The 19,537-nt window shown below is 75.2% G+C and carries 13 protein-coding genes; 8 read left to right on the top strand and 5 right to left on the bottom strand.

All coding sequences use genetic code 11. From position 1 onward, the window contains the following. Positions 1–345 precede the first annotated feature (345 nt). Positions 346–1,875: a hypothetical protein gene (locus OG519_RS03130; protein WP_405578298.1), complete on the top strand. Its 1,530-nt coding sequence runs from the start codon at positions 346–348 to the stop codon at positions 1,873–1,875. A gap of 195 nt (positions 1,876–2,070) precedes the next feature. Here OG519_RS03130 and OG519_RS03125 read toward each other — a convergent pair whose 3' ends face one another. Further along, positions 2,071–3,537: a PP2C family protein-serine/threonine phosphatase gene (locus OG519_RS03125; RefSeq protein ID WP_405578296.1), complete on the bottom strand. Its 1,467-nt coding sequence runs from the start codon at positions 3,535–3,537 to the stop codon at positions 2,071–2,073. Between the two features lie 445 nt (positions 3,538–3,982). Between OG519_RS03125 and OG519_RS03120 the strand changes: the two genes are divergently transcribed. The 4 genes from OG519_RS03120 to OG519_RS03105 all read left to right on the top strand — a co-directional run bounded on the left by OG519_RS03120 (position 3,983) and on the right by OG519_RS03105 (position 8,936). Further along, on the top strand, positions 3,983–5,443 hold the full coding sequence (locus tag OG519_RS03120) for a HEAT repeat domain-containing protein (RefSeq protein WP_405578293.1): 1,461 nt from the start codon (positions 3,983–3,985) through the stop codon (positions 5,441–5,443). A gap of 87 nt (positions 5,444–5,530) precedes the next feature. Further along, positions 5,531–6,652 (top strand): glycosyltransferase family 4 protein, encoded by a 1,122-nt coding sequence (locus tag OG519_RS03115; RefSeq protein WP_405578290.1) that lies wholly within the window; start codon positions 5,531–5,533, stop codon positions 6,650–6,652. Beyond that, positions 6,649–7,971 carry a glycosyltransferase gene (locus OG519_RS03110; protein WP_405578287.1) on the top strand — a complete coding sequence of 441 codons (1,323 nt, stop codon included), beginning with the start codon at positions 6,649–6,651 and terminating at the stop codon, positions 7,969–7,971. The genes OG519_RS03115 and OG519_RS03110 overlap by 4 nt, the downstream gene beginning before the upstream one ends. Next, positions 7,968–8,936, top strand: coding sequence for an SGNH/GDSL hydrolase family protein (locus OG519_RS03105; RefSeq protein ID WP_405578284.1), 969 nt, complete (start codon positions 7,968–7,970; stop codon positions 8,934–8,936). Before OG519_RS03110 ends, OG519_RS03105 begins: the two co-directional genes overlap by 4 nt. On the opposite strand, the gene OG519_RS03100 is transcribed toward OG519_RS03105, so the two are convergent. The 3 genes from OG519_RS03100 to OG519_RS03090 form a co-directional block, all read right to left on the bottom strand. Next, positions 8,828–9,715 carry a biotin-dependent carboxyltransferase family protein gene (locus tag OG519_RS03100; RefSeq protein WP_405592430.1) on the bottom strand — a complete coding sequence of 296 codons (888 nt, stop codon included), beginning with the start codon at positions 9,713–9,715 and terminating at the stop codon, positions 8,828–8,830. The two genes, OG519_RS03105 and OG519_RS03100, sit on opposite strands and share 109 nt — an antisense overlap. A gap of 50 nt (positions 9,716–9,765) precedes the next feature. After that, positions 9,766–10,395 (bottom strand): allophanate hydrolase subunit 1, encoded by a 630-nt coding sequence (locus OG519_RS03095; protein WP_405578281.1) that lies wholly within the window; start codon positions 10,393–10,395, stop codon positions 9,766–9,768. 186 nt (positions 10,396–10,581) lie between these two features. Next, the gene (locus OG519_RS03090; RefSeq protein ID WP_405592428.1) at positions 10,582–11,343 is read right to left on the bottom strand and encodes a LamB/YcsF family protein; all 762 of its coding nucleotides are present in this window, start codon (positions 11,341–11,343) and stop codon (positions 10,582–10,584) included. Between the two features lie 144 nt (positions 11,344–11,487). On the opposite strand from OG519_RS03090, the gene OG519_RS03085 reads away from it, so the two are divergent. The 3 genes from OG519_RS03085 to OG519_RS03075 all read left to right on the top strand — a co-directional run bounded on the left by OG519_RS03085 (position 11,488) and on the right by OG519_RS03075 (position 18,978). Further along, positions 11,488–12,987 carry a hypothetical protein gene (locus OG519_RS03085; RefSeq protein WP_405578278.1) on the top strand — a complete coding sequence of 500 codons (1,500 nt, stop codon included), beginning with the start codon at positions 11,488–11,490 and terminating at the stop codon, positions 12,985–12,987. A 124-nt stretch (positions 12,988–13,111) separates the two neighbouring features. Continuing rightward, positions 13,112–13,978 (top strand): hypothetical protein, encoded by an 867-nt coding sequence (locus OG519_RS03080; RefSeq protein ID WP_405578275.1) that lies wholly within the window; start codon positions 13,112–13,114, stop codon positions 13,976–13,978. A gap of 176 nt (positions 13,979–14,154) precedes the next feature. Further along, a complete protein-coding gene (locus OG519_RS03075; RefSeq protein WP_405578272.1) occupies positions 14,155–18,978 on the top strand; it encodes a hypothetical protein in 4,824 nt (1,607 codons plus the stop codon). 49 nt (positions 18,979–19,027) lie between these two features. Here OG519_RS03075 and OG519_RS03070 read toward each other — a convergent pair whose 3' ends face one another. Further along, entirely contained in the window at positions 19,028–19,435 is a 408-nt protein-coding gene (locus OG519_RS03070) for a hypothetical protein (protein WP_405578269.1), read from the bottom strand. Positions 19,436–19,537: the final 102 nt, after the last annotated feature.

The raw sequence follows: 19,537 nt of genomic DNA, 5'->3' as shown, positions 1-19,537 counted from the left end.
GACGGAGAGCAGATCCCTTCGCGCGCCAACGAGTTCAGGGGCGCCACAGCGGCGGTCGCGGCGCGGGGCCGGTCCCGGCCCGGCCGGCCGGACCGGCGCACCCTGGGGAATGCGCCGCCCGGCCGGTGGAGCCGGCCTGTCCTCGCGCCGTACCCTTCCCCCGTACGGTCCGGCGAAGGACCGTACGGGGCCCGGCTGTTGCCGGGCGGGGTGGCGCTTTCCTACCTGACACCCCATCGCGGGTGGCAGACCATCTGGCGCACCCTGGCGAACCCTGGCGAATACTCGCACCGCGACTGTCACCGGGATTACTGTCAACTGTGCCGAGGAACCTGGGGGCTTGACGTGAGCAACGAAGCCAACACCCGACTCGCGGACCTGTTCGGCCTCACCGGCTGGTCCAAGGGCGAACTCGCGCGGCTGGTCAACCGGCAGGCGGCGGCCATGGGGCATCCGCAGCTCGCGACCGACACCTCGCGGGTACGCCGCTGGATCGACACCGGTGAGTCGCCGCGCGATCCGGTGCCCAGGGTGTTGGCCGCGCTGTTCACCGAGCGTCTCGGCCGTGTCGTGACCATCGAGGATCTCGGGTTCGACCGGCGCCGGCAGACGGGGAAGAGACCGACGGAAGACCCCTTACATCTGGCCCAACCGGAGCGAACCGCCGAGGTCCTCACCGAATTCACGGGAATGGACCTCATGCTCAACCGACGCGGTCTGGTGAGCGCGGGCGCCGCGCTCGCCTCCGGCTCAGTTTTCACCACCACCATGTACGACTGGCTGCACAGCGACCCGGCCCTGGCGGCCGACGCGCCCGTCTTCGACGACCCCCTGACGGCCGACCCCGCGGACCACGACCGCTACGAGGCGGCCCCGATCGGCGCCCAGGAGATCGAGTCCCTGGAACACTCCGTGGACGTCTTCCGGGCCTGGGACGCCTCCCGGGGCGGCGGCCTCCAGCGCAAGGCGGTGGTGGGCCAGCTCAACGAGGTGGGAGCCATGCTCTCCTACCCCCATCAGGCCACCCTGCAGCGCCGGCTGTGGGGCGTGGCCGCCAACCTCGCCGTACTGGCCGGGTGGATGTCCCACGACGTGGGTCTCGAACCCACCGCCCAGAAGTACTTCGTGCTCGCCGCCAACGCCGCCAGGGAGGGCGGCGACCGGCCGCGGGCCGGTGAGGCGCTCTCCCGGGCGGCCCGTCAGATGGTGCACCTGGGGCGGCCCGAGGAGGCCCTGGACCTGATGCGGCTCGCCAAGTCCGCCGCGGGGGACGGCACTCCGCTGCGCGGCCTGGCGATGCTGCAAACCATTGAGGCCTGGGCGCAGGCAGCGCTCGGCCGCGGCCAGGCCACCCGGCGCTCCCTCGGCGAGGCCGAGGATCTCTTCGCCGCCGACGAGGGCGAGTTGGCGCATCCCACCTGGATGCAGAACTTCGACGAGGCGGATCTCAACGGCATGCAGGCGCTCGCCTACCGTACGCTCGCCGACTTCGACCCGTCGGCCGCCGTGCACGCGCAGGTCCACGCCAAGCAGGCGATCACGCTGCGCACCGAGGGCCATGAACGCTCCACGGTCTTCGACTACCTGTCGCTCGCCTCGGCCTGCTTCATCGCCGGGGACCCGGACCAGGCCGACGCCTGGGCCCAGGAGGCCCTGCGGCGGATCGGCCAGACCTCGTCCCACCGTACCTGGGACCGGCTGCGCCAGATGTACACGCTCAGCGGCCGGTACGCCGGCCAGCAGCGGATCCGGGAGCTGCGGCGGGAGATCGAGGCGGTCATGCCGCCGGGAAGAAGCAGGAACCCGGGCCGGGGCGAGCCCAAGAACGCCAGGAGCACCAAGAGCGGCGGAAGCGGGGGCCGGATGTCCGTGTGAGGCAGCACGCCGTACCCACCGCCGGTACCCGGGCTCCTCCCGGGCGGCACGGGGACCCTCCGCGACCCTCTGTCGCGCCGGCCTGACGCCGAACGGGCCGGAGCCGCGACACTCCCGCAGTTGATCCCATCATCCGATCGACCCGATTGATCCGATCGATCCGCCATAGCTGGTCAACCCGTGCGCCCGGGTCGCTCAGCCGATCCTGGCCACCAGTACGCAGGCGTCGTCCTCACGCTCGGGGACGCCGAACTCCTCTGCCACCAGGCGCACACAGTCGTGCGCCGATCTCGCGGTGGCGAACAGCGGTGCCATCGCCAGCAGGCGGTCGGCACCGCTGTGCGTTCCCCCCGCGACATCCTCACCACGCCGCGGGACCAGGCCGTCGGTGTGCAGCACCAGCAGGTCGCCGGGCGCCAACTCCTCCTCGGCCTGGGCGTACTGCGCGCCCGAGGTCGCGCCGAGCAGCACCCCGTCCGGCGGGTCGAGCACCCGCCCCACCGCGTCACGGAACACCACCGGGGCCGGGTGCCCGGCCTGCGACCAGCGCAGCGTCCGGGTGGCCGGCTCGAAGCGGCAGCACAGGGCGCTGCCGAGGGCCGGCTGGGGCGAGGTGTCGAGCAGTTCGTTGAGCCAGCCCATCAGCGGGCCCGGCGCGAGCCCCGCGACGGCCATTCCGCGCAGCGCCCCGAGCAGCATCGCCATGCCCGAGGTGGCCGCCACGCCGTGTCCGGTCAGATCGCCCACGGTCAGCAACGAGGAGCCGTCGGGGAGCTGCATCGCGTCGTACCAGTCGCCGCCGATCAGGCCGCCGGTGGACGACGGGAGGTAATGCGCCGCGAGATCCATCGTGACGGGTCCGCCGTCCTGCGGGAAGCGCAGCGTGCCCCGCCACGGCGGCAGCACCGCCTCCTGCAACTCGACCGCGAGGCGGCGCTCGGTCTGCGCGCTCCGCCGCTGGCGCTCCAGCGAGTCACGGGACTCGCGGAGTGTCCGCTGGCTGCGGCGCAGATCGCTGACGTCACGGATCACCGCCCACATCGACACGGTGCCGCCGTCGCCGCCCAGCATCGGCTCGCCCACCATGTGCACGGTGCGCACCGAGGCGTCCGCGCGCACGATACGGAACTCGCAGTCGATCGGCCGGCCGTCGACCAGGCAGCCGGTCACCATCCGGGTGAGGATGTGCTGGTCCTCGGAGAAGAGCCAGGAGGGCAGCTCGTCGAGGCTCAGCGGGCCGTCCTCGGGGGAGCGGCCGAAGATCCGGAAGAGCTCGTCCGACCACTGCACGGCGTCGGTGAGCAGATCCCACTCGGCGCTGCCCGCCCGGCCCAGCGCGCAGTCCGCGGCCCGATCGGCCGGCCCGAACCGGACCGGCCCGTCCGGCGCCGCCGCGGCCGGCTCGCCGGCCTCGAAGCCGTCCTTGAGCTGACCCAGATGGGTGCCCAGATCGTCGAGCTGGTGGACGGCGAGCGCGCACAGCGCCCGCTGCCAGCGCAGCCGCGCGTCCTCGGGGGCGATTTCGCCGTCAGCGGCCTCGCGGTCCCGCAGCACGGCGTCCACCCGGCTGCGGAGCCGGCGGGTCTGCGAGATCAACGCGTCCACCGCACCGGGCTCCGGTGGCCGTGCTGCGGTGTGATCCGCGTGCGTGGGGGACGGCATGACGCACTCCGAACGGGTCTGCTGGCAGGCGCTTTGGCAGCCGGGGCGGACGGGAAGGAACCGACAAGGAATCGACAAGGAACCGGGAAGGAACCGACAAGGAACCGGGAAGGACCGACAAGGAACCGGGAAGGACCGACAAGGACCAGGAATCCAGTAACGACTGTTGCACAGTGAGCGATGGGCCGTAAGGGTTTCCGCGATACCCGATCTGGTGGTGCTCCCGGCATATGTCAAAAGCCCAGCGGTGTTCCGGCCACCGGCGGCCCGTATCCGTCGCCCGGAAGCGACACCCCTTCCCCCGACTGGGTAGGCTTCCGGCGCCCGTCCCCAACGGAATCCGCGCTACCGCCAGGAATGGAACGCCCGGCGGCAGGTAAGGATGCCGGGCATGGGCAGCGGAAATCCCGTTGCCATGATTCCCCCCGCACCGGATGCTGACCTCATGTTCGACCCAGACATAGCGCCCAGCGGCACCCTTCTCGGCCTCCTCCAGAGAGGACGCGGAGACGGGCCTCTGCACGCCCTGGCGGCGCCGCGGGCGGAGGCACTCGCCGCCCTGGAACAGTGCGTGCTGAGCGACCCCCGGCTCGACTGGCGGGTGGAATCGCGCTCGCTCTACTACGCGCGCCTGTACTCCGATCTGGAAGGCCCGCTCGACGGGATCGAACAGCACCTCTTCCACCCCGACGACCTCCTCGTCCCCGACGAGCACCGCAGCGCTCTCGCCCTGTCCGTACTCGGACACCTGGCCGGCTACGGGCGCCGCGACGCCCTGCGGCTGCTGCGCCGGTACGCCGCGACCGGCGGCTCCTGGGAGTGGGCGCTGGACGAACTCGCCGTCCACGACGGCGAAGGCGCCCTGCGCGCCCTGGGTCCCTCCGTCGTGGCCCGCTTCCCGCGGACCGCGGAAGGAGACGCCGAGCTGGCCCGGGCGCTGCGTGAGTCATACGAGCCCCGGCCCTGGCAGCTCTGGGCCGAGGACGGCGCCCACCCCGACACCGCCCAGCGGGTCCGCCGCGCCCAGGAACAGGTGTCCTTCGACCGCTGGCAACGCCAGTTGCGCCCCGGCGGCCCCACCCCCGGCTGGAGTGTGGCGGCCGTCCTCGACTGGGCCCAGGAGGGCCTGGCCGGCCACCCGGCTGTGGAACGCGACCAGCCCGCCGCCCGCTGCCTGGCCGCCGTGGCCGGCGGCGAGGACCGCCCCGTCCTGCTGGACACCGCGCTGCACGGCCCCTCCGCCGCCCGCGCCGCCGCGCTGCGGCACCTGACCGACCGCCGGGACCCCCGGCGCCTCGAACTCATCGAGGCCGCCGCCGCCAGCGGTGACGAACGGGTGGAACGCGCCGCCCTGGAATCCTTCGAACGGCTGCGGGACGACGAGGCGCTGACCCGGGCCCGCGCCTGGGCGGTCCGTACCGACGCGCTGGGCGCCGCCGCCGCCCGCACCCTGGCCCGGCACGGCGTGCCCCAGGACGCCGGGCTCGTGCTGGCCGCGCTGCGCCGGATCGTGCAGACCGGCGGCGCCGACGCCGACGGGCTCGACGCCCTCGTCGAAGGCGCCGGACGGCTGGCCGCGGGCACCCCGGGCGACGAAGGACAGATCACCGCCTGCCGGGCCGCCCCCGTGCTGCGCTATCTGTACCGCGAGACCTCCTCGTCGCAACTGCGCGGCCTCGCCGCCCGCGCGCTCGCCGCCGCCGACCCGGGATTCGGCGCCGGCTTCGCCGTCGAGTGCCTGTGGGACTGCGAGGAGAGCACCAGGGAACTGGCCGCGCACCGCGCCGCGTCGGGGGACGTCAAGGTGCTGGCGCAGCTCCGCAGACTGGCCGCCGACCCGGCCGAGGAGGCCGAGGTGCAGACCGCGGTCAGAGGACGGCTGAGTTCCGGCGGCTCCACCAGATGACCCCCCGCTCCCAACGCTCATGGGGCGTTTCACTCAGCGACAGATCCACGTGGCCCTGACAACTCCCAGTACGGCGACAACCACGGTATGCGAGTCGCCATCGTCACCGAGTCCTTCCCGCCCGACGTCAACGGAGTGGCCCACTGCGCGCTGCGCACGGCCGAACACCTGGCACGACGCGGCCACGACCCCCTGGTCATAGCCCCGGCCGGACCCCAGGAACCAGCAGCGGGGCAGGATCCCTGCCAGGTGGTCCGCGTCCCCTCCCTGCCGCTGCCCGGCTACCCGCAGGTGCGGGTGGCTCTGCCCGGCCGCCGGACCGCCGCCGCGATCGCCGCCCACCGGACCGACATCGTCCATCTGGCCAGCCCGTTCGTCCTGGGGGTGCGCGGCCTGGCCGCCGCCACCCGGCTGCGGATCCCGGCCGTCGCCGTCTACCAGACCGACCTCGCCGGATACGCCAAGACCTATCTCAACGCCGGTGAGGCCGCCGCCTGGCGCCGCATCCGGGGGGTGCACAACGCCGCCGCCCGCACCCTCGCCCCCTCCAGCGCCTCGGTGACCGCTCTTGAGGGCCAGGGGGTGCCGCGCGTCCACCTCTGGCAGCGCGGCGTCGACTCGGTCCGCTTCCACCCCGGCCACCGGGACGAGGCGCTGCGCCGCGAACTCGCGCCGCGCGGCGAGCTGATCGTCGGCTACGTCGGCCGGCTCGCCCAGGAGAAGCACGTCGAACTGCTCGCCGAGACCTGCGCGTTGCCCGGTGTGCGGGTGGTCGTCGTCGGCGACGGCCCCAGCGTGCCGAACCTGAAGGCGGCGCTGCCCGGCGCGGTCTTCCTCGGCCGCAGAACCGGGGGCGACCTCGCCCGCATCTACGCCTCGCTCGATGTCTTCTGCCACACCGGCCCGTTCGAGACCTTCTGCCAGACCGTCCAGGAGGCGATGGCCAGCGGCGTGCCGGTGATCGCCCCGGCGGCCGGCGGTCCGCTCGACCTGGTCGACCACGGCCGCACCGGACTGCTGGTGCCGCCCGGGGACAGTCTCGCCATCCGGGTCGCCGTCCAGCTCCTGAACGGCGACCCGCGGCTGCGGCTCCGCTACGCCGCCGCGGCCCGCACGGCGGTGGCCGACCGCACCTGGGAGGCCGTCGGCGACCAACTGCTCGACCACTACGCCCAGGTGCTGAGCGAGCGGCAGGTGGCGGCGGCATGAGCGGGTCCTCCGAGCACGCCGAGCACACCCCACCAGCCGAGCACACCGAACCCACCGAGCACCCCGCGCCCGCCGCGCAGAACGCGCCCGGTGAACCCGACGGCCGCACCGGACGCCTGGAGCCCGGCGACCCCGCGCGGGTTCTCCCGGCCGGCCGCGAACCCGGGCAGCGGCTGCGCATCGTCCGGGTCGCCAACTTCGTCACCCCTGTCTCCGGCGGGCTCCGCACCGCGCTGCGGCACCTCGGCGAGGGCTACGCGGCGGCGGGACACGAGCCGGTGCTGGTGATCCCCGGCGTCACCACCACCGACGAACTCACCCCGCAGGGCCGGGTGATCACCCTGCCGGGACTGGAGATCCCCGGCACCGGCGGCTACCGCGTGCTGGCCCGCCGGGCCCGGGTCGAAGCGGCCCTGGAGGCCCTCGCGCCCGACCGGCTGGAGGTCTCCGACCGCACCACCCTGCGGTGGACCGGCGGGTGGGCCAGGAAGCACCGCGTACCCGCGCTGATGGTCTCGCACGAGAGCGCCGACGGGGTGCTCGGCACCTGGGGCCTGCCGGCCGGCGCCGCCCGCCGTACCGCCGACGCCCTCAACCGCCGTACCGCCCACACGTACACCAAGGTGGTGTGCACCACGGCCTGGGCCGCCGCCGAGTTCGAGCGGATCGGCGCCCGCAACGTGGTGCGCGCCCCGCTCGGGGTGGACCTGGCGGGCTGGCACCCCTCCTTCCACGACCCGGCGGTGCACCGCCGGTACAGCCTCGGCGCCCAGGTGCTGCTGGTGATGTGCTCCCGGCTCTCCCCGGAGAAGAAGCCGGACACCGCCCTGCACACCCTCGCCCGGCTGCGCGCGGACGGCGTCGACGCCGCGCTCGTGGTGGCCGGCGAAGGGCCGCTGCGGACCCGGCTCACCCACCACGCGCGCGCCGCCCGGCTGCCGGTCACCTTCCTCGGCCACGTCGGCTCCCGCGCCGAACTGGCCGCCGTACTCGCCAGCGCGGACATCGCGCTCGCCCCCGGGCCGGTGGAGACCTTCGGCCTCGCCGCACTCGAGGCGCTCGGCTGCGGTACGCCGGTCGTGGTCAGCTCCCGCTCGGCGCTGCCCATCCTGGTCGGGCCGGCGGGCGCGGCGGCCGACACCCCCGCCGAGTACGCCGCCGCCGTCCGCCGCCTGCTGACCGTCCCGGTCGCGCAGCGCCGCGCCCTGGCCCGCACCCGCGCCGAGCTCTACACCTGGCCGGCCGCGGTCAACGCCTTCCTCACCGCGCACGGCGCCGCCCTCGCCCCGGACCGGGTGGCGGAACGGATGCCGTCGTGACCGGCCGGCCGGCCGTCCGGTTCGCCGTGCTGGGGGACTCGCTCAGCGAGGGGGTCGGCGATCCGCTGCCCGGCGGCGGATGGCGCGGCTGGGCCGCGCTGCTCGCCGAGGGCCTCACCGAACGGCCCGAGGACACCCTGGTCCTCAACGCCGCGTGCGGCGGCGCCCGGACCGGGGACGTGGCGGGCGACCAGCTCGCCGCGGCGCTGCGGCACCGCCCGCGGGTGGCGTCCGTGGTGGCAGGCGGCAACGACACGCTGCGCGGCGGCTTCGACATCGAGGCGATGGCCGGCGACCTGCACCGGGCGATCGGCACGCTGCGGGCGGTGGGCGCCGAGGTGCTCACCGCCTGCCTGCCCGATCCCGGCAGCGTGCTCAACCTGCCCTGGCCGCTCGCCAGGCCGCTGGAACGGCGGATGCGGGCGCTCAACGACACCGTGCACGCGCTGTCGGCGCACCACGGCACCCTGCACGTCCACGTCGCCGACCACCCCTGGACCACCAGCCCGGGCGCGCTGAGCGCCGACCGCCTGCACCCGAGCGAGACCGGACACCGGCTGCTCGCACGGGACTTCCACGCCCGGCTCACCGCCGCCGGGATCGCCACAGGACCGGCGCCGCGGCCGGAACCGGACGGCGCGCCGCCCGGCACCGCCGCGTCGCTCTGGTGGATGGCCACCCGCGGCACCCGGTGGATCGCCGACCGCTGCACCGATCTGCTGCCCGATCTGCTGCGGCTGGCCCGGGAGGAGTACCGGCACGAGAAAAGGGGCACCGCCCCCCTGCTCGACCTCGCCGCCGCCGACGCCACCGCCCGCGCCCTGCGGGGGCTGGGCGTTCACGGCGCGCCGGCCGGCTACCCCAGGCGGGTGGGGCGCAGCGGCACAAAACGGATCCTGGTACCCGGCGGTGACTGGGCCGCGGCCGGGAGCGACTCCTCAGGCACCACTCCGATCACCGGATAACCGCCGGTGGTCGGATGATCGGACAGGAAGACGACGGGGCGACCGTCGGGGGGAACCTGGACGGCGCCCAGCACCATGCCCTCACTGGGCAGTTCGCCGTCCCTGGCCCGGTCGAGCGCCGGGCCCAGCGTGCGCAGCCCGATCCGGTTCGACTCGGGGGAGACCGTGTAAGCGCTCCCGGCCAGCGTGTTCAGCGCGCCCGGCGCGAACCAGTCGTCCCGCGGCCCCGGCGCCAGCGGCAGCACCAACTCCCGCGCGTACCCGCCGTGGAACGGCACATCGGCCGCCGCGCCGCACCCCCCGGACCGGCCCAGCGGCAGTTCGTCGCCGTCGGCCACCGGCGGCGGTCCGAGCCCCGACAGCAGATCCGTCGAACGGCTGCCCAGCACCTCCGGCACCGCGATCCCGCCGCCCACCGCCACATAGGCGCGCAGGCCCCGTACCGCCGCGCCCACATCGAGCAGCGCGCCCGCCGGCACCCACACCGGCGCACCCCACGCCACGGGCCGCCCGTCCACCCGTACGGCGCAGGACGCACCGGTCACGGCCACCAGCACCGGCCGCGACGGCCGCAGCGCACAGCCGGTCACCGTCGTCTCCAGCGTGGCGGCCCGTTCCGCGTTGCCCACCAGCCGGTTGGCCAGCCGGTGCGCCGGCGGGTCGAGCGCGCCCGAACGCGGCACGCCGAGATGGGCGTGGCCGAAGCGGCCGAGATCCTGCACGGTGGTGAGGGAGCCGGCCCGGACCACCCACAGCGCGGCGGACCCGTCGGCGGTCACCCGCCGCCGGGCGTTCGCCGTCCCCCCGGCCGGTACCGGGCCCCCGGCGGTCACCGGGCCACCGCGCGGAACCGTACCGCCGTGCCGGGTGCGAGCAGCGCGGCGGGCTCCCGCGCCGCGTCCCACAACACGGCGTCGGTGCTGCCGATCACCTGCCAGCCGCCGGGAGAGGAGCGCGGATAGACCCCGGCGTACGGGCCGGCCAACGCGACCGAGCCCGCCGGGACGGCGGTGCGCGGAGTGGCGCGGCGGGGCAGACGGAGGTGCTCGGGCAGCCCCGTCAAGTACCCGAAGCCGGGGGCGAACCCGCAGAAGGCCACCCGGAAGGGCGTCTCCTCGATGACCGCCCCGACCTCGTCGGCGGTGGCGCCCCACCGCGCCATGACCTCGGCCAGATCGGGCCCGTCGAAGCGCACCGGCAGCTCCACCGCCTCGCCCCGGCCGCGTACCACCGGCGGCACGTCCCAACCCGCCACGTCCGAGGCGAACGCCCGCGGCTCCGCCAGACCGCTGACCAGCACGGTACGGGCCGCGGGCACGATCTCGGCGACCTCGGCCAGCTCCCCGGCCGCCCGCCGCCGCAGCAACTCCGCGTGCAGCGCCTCCGCCTGCTCGCCGTCGGCGGTCTCCAGCAGCACCGACGACGCGCCCGCCGGGAGCACCCGCAGATCCAGCCTCATCCGTGCCCCTTCCCAGCGGTGATCTCGACCCGGCCGTCCTCCGGCGCGGTACGGACACGATGCCCCCGCTGACCCGCCGTCATACGGACACGCCGACCGGTCATACGAACGAATCGGCCGCTCGGACGCATCCGGCGGCCGGCCGTGCCCGCTCGATGGCCGCGGCGAGACCGTGGGGGCGGCCGGTCAGACGAAGGCGGCCACCCGGAGCCCCGCGGCCTCCAGCGCCGCGCGGACCCGGGCGGCCAGCCGCGCCGCCCCGGGCGTGTCGCCGTGCACGCACAACGACCGAGCGGTGACGGCCACCCGCTCCCCGGTGCGGGTGGTGACCCAGCCGTCGCCCGCCAGTTCCACCGACCTCGCCACCACCGCGTCCGGGTCCTCGATCACCGATCCCGGCTCGCGTCGCGGCACCAGCGTGCCGGCTGCCGTGTAGGCCCGGTCCGCGAACGCCTCGCCGACCGTGCCGAGACCGGCCGCGGCGGCGGCGTCGAGCAGCCGCGAACCCGGCAGGCCCAACACCGGCAGCGAGCCCGCCAGCCGGACGCCCGCCACCACCGCCTCGGCCTGCTCCGCGTCGTGCACCGCCCGGTTGTAGAGCGCGCCGTGCGGTTTGACGTACGACACCGCCGAGCCGGCCGCTCGCGCGAACACCTCCAACGCCCCGATCTGGTAGGCGACCTCGGCGGCCAGCTCGTCCGGCGGCACATCCATCGCACGCCGCCCGAAGCCGGCCAGGTCGCGATACGACACCTGGGCGCCGATCCGCACCCCCCGTTCGGCCGCCCGCTCGCACACCCGGCGCATCGTGGCCGGGTCGCCCGCGTGGAAACCGCAGGCGACATTGGCGCTGGTGACCACCGAGAGCAGCGCGTCGTCGTCGGTCAGCGCCCAGCGGCCGAAGCCCTCGCCGAGGTCCGCGTTGAGATCGATGACCGCGTCCGCCATGATGATCCGCCCGGTGTCGTCGTGTGCGCTCGCTGATGTCGCCGCCGGCACGCGCGTTGCCGTCGGGACGATCATGGCATGCCCGCCCCGTGGGGGTCCGTGCCGTTTCGTTCGTTGTCGGTGGCAGCGCCTAATGTGTGAGGCGTGACCACCACCGTCCCGTACGCGCTGCCGGACCGGGTCCATCTCGGCCGTCCCGCACCGGGCCCGGCGGCCGACGAGGGCCTCGCCCGCAGGCTCAAGGCGCTCGCCTGCACCGCCCCGTTGCACGACCTGGACACCCGCAAGGCGAATCTCGCCGGTGAGTACTCGGTGTACGCGATGGCGGAGGTCGCGCTCGCCGCGATCGATCTCGTCACGCTCACCATGGACTTCGACACCGGCGCCGACCACGACCAGATAGTGACCAGGCTGCTGCCCCGGGTCGCCGCCCAGGCCCCCGCGCGGACACCCGCCGAGCACGAACGGGTCGCCCGCTGGGTGCTGGAGAACCTGATCAACGTCGGCAGCGCCGACCGCGGGTTCCGCGCGGTCTACGGCACGTTCGGCCCCGACGGTGTGTACGTCCGGCGGGACTACGACTTCAAGCTCGTCGAGGAGGTGCCGGGACCGGGCGGCACCGTCTATCTGCGGACCACCGACGAAGCGGTCAACGTGCTGGTGGGCGCGCTCGACACCGACGTCACGAGCGCGCAGATAGCGGCCGAGGTCAAGCTGGAGGTGCTGATCAGCAGGGGCCGGCTGGCCGACGCCCAACTCGCCGCCGAGCAGGCCCGTTACCGCACGGTGCAGTACGCCGAGACGCTCCGCCGCACCCTGGAGGCCACCCGGCGCGATGTGCGGGCGGTGGACTGGCTGCGCCGGGTGCCCGACATGATCGAGGAGGCGCTCGACCATGTCGCCGACCGGTACCGGCACGAGAACGCGATCCTCACCAACATCCGCAAGGCGCGCGACGAGGCGGAGGAGCCCGAGCACAAGCGGCGGGCCGCTGAACTGGTGGACATCGTCAAGGACTGCATCCGCCGGCACACCCAGTTGCAGTCCCGGCTGCTGGAGGCGGGGCCGCTGTTCCGGGCCGAGCAGGACCGGCAGGCGTTCGCCGCGCCCCCCGCCCGCGCCGGTCTCGATCTCTACGGGCAGCTCCTCGCCCCCGTACTGCCGCTGCCGGTCGAGCAGGCGGCCCGGGTCACCGACGCGTTCTTCTCCCGCGGTGCCGGGCCGCGCACCCCGGCGGCGGTCCGGGTCACCGATCTGGTGGAGATGCTGCTGACACCCCCGGTCGAGCGGGAGCACCTCGGCGTCGAGATGCCGGAGCCGGATCTGGTGGCCACACCCGACGACTCCCGCTTCTCCGAGGAGCAGCTCGCATCCGCCCTGGAACTCCTCGATCTGCCGCACGACGCGCCGCGCCGGCTCTCCGGCCTGCTCGCCGAGGCCCGGCGCCGCGATCCGGACCTGCCCTATCTGGTGGCCCTGCTCGCCGTCCACGCGGCCTCGCCGCCGGTCGGCACCGCCTATCGGCAGGGTGAGCCGCACGTGCTCTTCGCGGTCGACGACGGCACGGTCCTCGACGACCACGAGTTCGGCGGCGCCGACCTCGTCCTCGGCACGGCCCGTCTCACCCCGCCCGGCGCGCGATGAGGCGGGCCGCACGGGACGGCGGAGACGCTGGGCAGACGCTGGAGAGAGCCAGGCCGGTGGAGCCGGTGCGCGGGTGAAGACGGCGGCGACGGTGCGGACGCGGAAAGGTTGAGGAGAGGCTGACGTGAGTGAGATCAGGGAGGACGGGTCGGCGGCCGGGCCCGGGGTGACCGCCGGGGATGTGGCGGACGCCGCCCGGCTGGTCGGCTTCGGCCTCCAGCCCAAGGTGGTGCCCGCCCGCGACGCGGAGTACGCCGAGCTGATCCGGCGGCACCAGGAGGATCCGCCCTTCGGCCGGCTGGTCGACGCGGTGGCGGCCGGGCTGGGCCTGATCGTCCTCGAAGTGTCGCCGCGCGCCGGCATGGCGGTGGCGGCCGGCGAGGACTCGGTCTTCGCCGTGCGGATGGGGGACTACGCCCGGCGGACCGCCTCCGACACCGGCGACCGGTTCCTGCACGGCCTCGCCCACCTGGCCGCCGCGGCCCTCGCCTTCCCCCGGCCGGAGGACCTCGCCGACGACGGCTACATCGGCCGGATCACCGTGCACGGCGTGGACGCCTTCGTCCGGCAGGCCTGCCGCCGGCTGGAGGAGCACGCCGACGAGTCGGGCGAGAACACCGACCCGGCCAGTGACGCGCCCGGCCTGGAGGCGGCCTGGCGCGTCTATGTCCGCCGCAGTGCCACCGGCGCCACCAAGGACGCCAGAAGACTGGCGAGTTCCACCACCGGCATCATCGGCAAGGCCGTCGCCTTCCTGGTGGACTCCGGCTTCCTCCAGCGCACCGGCGACGAATCCGGCGGCACCTACCGCACCACCGCCCGCTATCAGTTGCAGGTCCGCGACATGGCGGGCAGCGCCGCGATGGCCGAACTCCTCGACCTCGGCCTGGTCCCGGTCGGTGACGGCACCGCCACCCTCGTCCCGGCCGCCGCGACCGACGAGTCGGAGCTGGCCGCCGACGCCGGGCTGCCGTTCCACGCCCGCCCCTGAGAGCCTTCCGATCGTCCCGACCGCCCTGACCGCGCCGGAGTCGGTCCGCCCCGACACCTCACCCCCGACGCCTCACCCCTGGCCCCGCACCTCTGACACCTGGCCCCGCACCTCTGGCCTCCGACCCCCTGATCCTCGATCCCCTGATCCCAACCGACCCTACGAGAGTCCGCCGTATGTACGAGCTTTCCCGCATCCGCCTCTACTCCATCGGGCCGGCCGGCGCGCGCTACGCCGACACCGTGCTCGATCTGCGGGGCGTCGGCGAACCGGTGCCGCGACCCGCCCCGACCCAGGGCGAGTTCTTCGCCGACGAGCCCGCCGGGCCGCCGCGCCGCCCGGCCCCCGCGGGAGTGCTCTTCCTGGAGAACGGCGGCGGCAAGTCCGTCCTGCTCAAGCTGATCTTCTCGGTGATGCTGCCGGGCCACCGCAACACCCTCGGCGGCGCCAGCTCCGGCGTGCTGCGCAAGTTCCTGCTCGCCGAGGACTGCGGCCATGTCGCCCTGGAGTGGCAGCACACCCTCACCGGCGAACTCGTCGTGGTCGGCAAGGTCAGCGAGTGGCGCGGCCGGCAGGTCTCCGCCGATCCGCGGAAGTTCGCCGAGGCCTGGTACTCCTTCCGTCCCGGGCCGGGTCTGAGCCTGGACGCGCTGCCGGTCGCCGAGGCCAACGCGGTCCGGCCGCTCGTCGAAGGCGTCTCCGGCGCCCGCGGCCGGCGCCGCACCATGAAGGGCTTCCGGGACGCGGTGACCGAGGCGGGAAAGGCGTACCCGCACCTGGAAGTGGTCTGGGAGGAGATCCACGACCGCTGGAACGAACACCTCGGCGACCTCGGCCTCGACCCCGAACTCTTCCGCTACCAGCGGGAGATGAACGCCGACGAGGGCGAGGCGGCCGGCCTCTTCGCGGTCAAGAAGGACTCCGACTTCACCGATCTGCTGCTGCGCGCCGTCACCGACACCCGGGACACCGACGGGCTCGCCGATCTGGTGCACGGCTTCGCCGCCAAGCTGGGCCGCCGCGCCGAACTCATGGCCGAACGCGACTTCACCGCCGGCTCGCTGGACCTGCTGGAGCGGATCGTGGCGGGCGCCGCCACCCGGGACCAGGCCCGCGGGGTGCACGCCCAGTCCGAGCGCCGCACCCGCGAGCTGGCCCGGCGGCTGACGGCCCGCGCCCAGCAGGAGCGGGGCCGGGCCGCCGAGTTGGCCGAGCACATGGCGCGGGCGGCGCACACCGTCACCGACGCCGAGCAGGCCCGCGGCGGCAGCGGCCTCATCGCCGCCGAGATCGCCTACCGCCACGCCTCGTTGGCGCTGGCCGCCGCGGACAAGGACGCCAACGCGCTGCGCCGCGAACTCGGCGACGCCCGCACCCTGCACGCCGCCTGGCAGACCGCCGAGACCGTACTGCGGCACCGGGCGGCCGGCGACCGGCTCGCCAGGGTCAGCGCGGCCATCCGGGCCGCCGAACGGGACGCGGCGCCAGCGCTCGCCGCCAGGACCAAGGCGGCCGGCGATCTCGTCCGGGCCCTGCACGCCGCCGCGGGCCGGGCCGAGGAGCAGGCGGACGCCGAGGAGGAGCGTTCGGCCGAACTCCAGCGGCTCGCCGAGACCGCGCACCGCGACGCGACCGCCGCCGCCACCGAGGCCCAGCGGGCCCGCAGCGAGAGCCAGCACCTCGGCCAGCGGCTCGGCGAGGTCGAACAGGAGACCGCCGAGGCGGTACGGGCCGGCTGGCTCGACGACTCCGCGCCGGACGCCGACCCGGCCAGGGCGGCCCTCGCCGCCGCCGACGCCGAGAAGGCCGCCGAGGTGGCGGCCCGCGGCTCCGCAACGACCGCCACGGCGGCCACCGCCAGGGCCCGGGAGGCCGCTTCCGCCGAGGCCAGGGCCGAACTCGCCGCGGCCCGCGCCGCCGATGCCCTCGCCACCGCGGAGGCCGCCCACTCCGCGGCCACCGTCGCCGCCACCGCCCTGTCCGCCGACCCCCGGCTGGCCGAACTCCTCGGGCTCCCCGGCGCCGGCCCGATCGCTTCCGTCCCCGCCGCCAGGACACACGCCGCCAGGACCCCCGGTGCCAGGACCCCAGGACGCAGCTCCACCGGTCCGGCCACCTACGGCGCCACTGGTGCGGTGCCAGGGGCGTCAGAGCCGGCCGCGCCCGGCGGCGGTGACCATGGCCCTGCCCGTGCCCGGTCCGTCCGCCGGCCGGACGACGGCACCCCGCTCACCGCCGCCGAGCTGGACCGTTTCACCGACCCGCTCCGTACCCTGCTCGACGATTCGGTCGCCGCCGCCGAGCGGCACCTCTTCGAGCTGCGGACCGCCGCGGCCGACGACACCCGGATCCTCGGGGCGCTCGGCGACGGCGGACTCCTGCCGCCCGGACCCGATGTGCTGGCCACCGTCGAATACCTCGGCGAGCACGGCATCCCCGCGCTGCCCGGATGGCGCTACCTCGCGCAGGCCGTCGCCCCGGTGGACCACGCCGCGGTGCTCGCCGCCCGGCCCGAATTGGTGGACGGGGTCGTGGTGACCGACCCCGGCAGCTATGTGCGGGCCAAGGAGGTGCTGGAGCAGGCCGCGCTGCTGCCGCGCTCGACCGTCGCCGTCGGCACCGCGGCCGCCCTGCTCGCGCCGCCCCCGGCCGGCGAAGGCCCGTCGGACGTCCATGACGTCTTCCTGGTACCGCCGAACCCGGCCATGCACGACGAGATGGCCGCCGACGGCGAGCGGCAGGAGCTGCGGGCCCGGGCCACCGCCCGGGAGGAGGAGATCCGGGCGCTCGCCGCCCGCCTCGCCCACGACAGGACGCTCGCCGCCCGGCTGTCCTCCTGGCGCTCCTCCTGCCCGCCGGGGCGCCTCGACGAGCTGGCGGCGACGGTCTCGGCGGCGAAGGAGACCGTCGACCGGGCCCGTACCGAACTCGCCGCGATCCGCGAGGAGCGCGCCGACGCCGAGGCCGCCGCCGCGCAGGCCGCCGCGGACAGCGACCTGCGCCGCTCCGCCGCGGAACAGGCCCGCCGCCGCGCCGACGCGCTGGCAGGACTCGCCCACCGGCTGCGCGAGAGGGCCAACTGGCAACGCCGGGGCCGGGAGTTGGCGGCCGACGCCGCGGAGGCGGAGGCACGGGCCGAGGCGTGCCTGGCGCGGGCCCGCGCCGCCGACGAGGACCGCAGGGCCGCCCAGCGCGCCTCCGACGACGCCCGCCGTACCGCGCGGGTGCTCCGGGCCGAACGCGCCGAGATCGCCGGGGCGCCCGAGGAGGGCGCCGAGGCCGACCCGTCGTCCGGCCCGGCAGGAGCGCCGACCGGCGCCGCCTCGCTGCCCGCCCTCCGCGAGGCCTACCGCGCCGCCTCCCAGGTCTACGAGAAGGTCGGCGTCGGCGCCGATCTGCGGGCCGAACAGGCCCGCGCGGAAAGCATCGAGAACGCCGCGCTCACCGAACTCGACCGGCTCAGCAACAAGGTCCGCGGCCGGGCCGCCCAGCTTCTCGAAGGCCCGGACGGCGCCGACGGCCCCGCCCGGCAGGCCGCCGCGGCCCGCGCGGAGCACCTGGTGCAGACCTTGGAGTCCCGCCAGTCCGGCGCCAGTGAACGGCTCGGCCGGCTGCGCGGCGACGCCGAGCGGCTCGCCCCCGCCGACGGCGCCGCGCACACCGACCTGCCCGAGGAGCTGCGGCCCCGCGACGCCGACCACGCCCAGGAGCTGCTGCGCGCCGCCAACGCCGAACTCGCCGCCCGCACCGAGGCGCTGGAGCAGGCCAGGATCGCGCACGCGGACGTGGTCCACGACCACCGCGCCGCCGAGGACGCGGCCGGCGGCTTCGACGAGATCGCCGCGATGCTCCGCGACCTGCTGCGCGAAGGACCGCAGAGCGCCGCCGAGGACGACGAGCCCGAGCCGTACCCCGGCAGCACCGAGGAGGCCCGGCAGGCCGCCGCCGAGGCCCGCCGCGGCCTGCGCGGCTGCGCCGCCGATCTGTCCGCCGCCGAGGCCCAGCTGCGCGAGGCCGCGGACATCCTGGTCCGGCACGCCAACGCGGTCCGTTACGAGCAGGTGCGCACCCCGGCCCGGCAGCAGATCAGGGAGCTGCCCGGCGCCGCGCTGCCCGACCACGCGGCGGCCTGGGCCGCGGCCTTCGCCCCCCGGCTGCGCGTCCTCACCGACGAGCTGGAGCAGTTGGAGCGCAACCGGGACAGCATCGTGGACCGGCTGCGCGGTCTGGTGGAGTCATCGCTCGCCACCCTGCGCTCGGCCCAGCGGCTCTCCCGGCTGCCGGAGGGCCTGGGCGAATGGTCGGGCCAGGAGTTCCTGCGGATCCGCTTCGAGGACCCCGACCAGACCGTGCTCGCCGAGCGGCTCGGCGAGGTCATCGACGAGGCGACCCGGGCCGCCGTCCGCAAGAACTCCGATCTGCGCCGCGACGGCATGACGCTGCTGCTGCGCGCGGTCGCCTCCGCACTCGAACCGCGCGGCATCGCGGTGGAGATCCTCAAGCCCGACGCCGTGCTCCGCGCCGAGCGGGTCCCGGTCGGACAGATGGGCGATGTCTTCTCCGGCGGCCAGTTGCTCACCGCCGCCATCGCGCTCTACTGCACGATGGCCGCGCTGCGCAGCAACGACCGCGGCCGGGACCGGCAGCGGCACGCCGGGACCCTCTTCCTCGACAACCCCATCGGGCGCGCCAACGCCACCTATCTGCTGGAGCTCCAGCGAGCCGTCGCCGACGCCCTCGGGGTGCAACTCATCTACACCACCGGTCTCTTCGACACCACCGCGCTCGCCGAGTTCCCGCTGGTGGTCCGGCTGCGCAACGACGCCGACCTGCGGGCCGGGCTCAAGTACATCAGCGTCGAGGAACACCTGCGGCCCGGCCTGCCGGTACCCGACCCGCACGGGGAGCAGGTGCACGGCGAGATCACCGCCACCCGGATGTTCCGGCGCCCCGCCGAGCCGGCCGGGGCCGCGCTCCGCCGACCGGCGGGCGAACCGTGACGGCCTCGGGGCCGCGCTCCGCCGACCGGCCGGCGAACCGGGGTGCCGGTCAGGCGCCGTGTATCCGCAGCCGGTGAGGCCGGCGGCGGCTCGCCCGCTGCCGCGTCACCAGCCGCGCCGACCGCCGGGCCCTGCGCCGCTCCCGGCGCAGGGCGCGCGCCGCGCTGCTCGGGCTCGACACCACGCCGTTGCGCTGGTTCCACACCTGCCGGGTGACCCACACATCGAGCACCGCCCAGGTCGCCACCACACACGCCAGCACGGTGAACAGCATCATCGGCGCGCTGAGCCAGGAATGCCCGGCCGCCAGCAGCACCTCGATCACCGCCCCCACCAGCGCGAACGACCCGACCAGCGCCGCCCGCACCGCCGCGTCCCGTACCGGATCGGGCAGTCGCGGGGTGCCGACGGCCTCGTCCTCCCACACCGATTGGCTGTCCTGGCCCTCGAAGTCCATGAAAGGTGCCTGCCCCGAAAATTCGGGATGCATTCCCGAGGTACGTTTCCGGCCAGACCGCCGCAACCCGGTGGACTCACTTTCGAGTTAACCCGGACGGAG

Origin of the sequence: Streptomyces sp. NBC_01190, from assembly GCF_045039895.1 — a bacterium.
GTDB lineage: Bacteria > Actinomycetota > Actinomycetes > Streptomycetales > Streptomycetaceae > Actinacidiphila.
Note: the sequence above shows the minus strand (reverse complement) of the source record. Positions and strands in the feature narration are given on the sequence as shown.